The sequence below is a fragment of the Burkholderia sp. GbtcB21 genome (assembly GCF_019091065.1).
GTDB lineage: Bacteria > Pseudomonadota > Gammaproteobacteria > Burkholderiales > Burkholderiaceae > Burkholderia > Burkholderia pyrrocinia_C.
The window spans coordinates 1-235 of sequence record NZ_JAGXKA010000484.1 but is presented as its reverse complement, the minus strand read 5'-3'; the positions used below and the strand labels follow the sequence as shown (position 1 = coordinate 235).

The following is a 235-nucleotide window of genomic DNA, read 5'->3' as shown; positions in this document are numbered from 1 at the left end:
GGCTGAACCAGTTGCCGCCCGGGTCGAGCGCATGCGCCCCCTTGTCGAGCACGGCGGCGGCCAGCGGGATGTCGGGGGTGATCACGAGGTCGCCGGCCTCGGCCAGCTCGACGATGCGCGCGTCAGCCACGTCGGAGCCGGCCGGCACCTGCACCGCCTTGATGAACGGCGACGGCGGCGTGCGCAGAAACTGGTTCGCCACCAGCGTCACGCGGGTTTCGGCACGACGCGCGCC

The 235-nt window shown here is 73.2% G+C and carries 1 protein-coding gene; it reads right to left on the bottom strand.

Annotated features, from left to right (window positions below; genetic code table 11):
- The coding region (locus KVT39_RS37415) for a DUF188 domain-containing protein (protein WP_217591528.1) at positions 1 to 235 on the bottom strand (235 nt) is incomplete at both ends.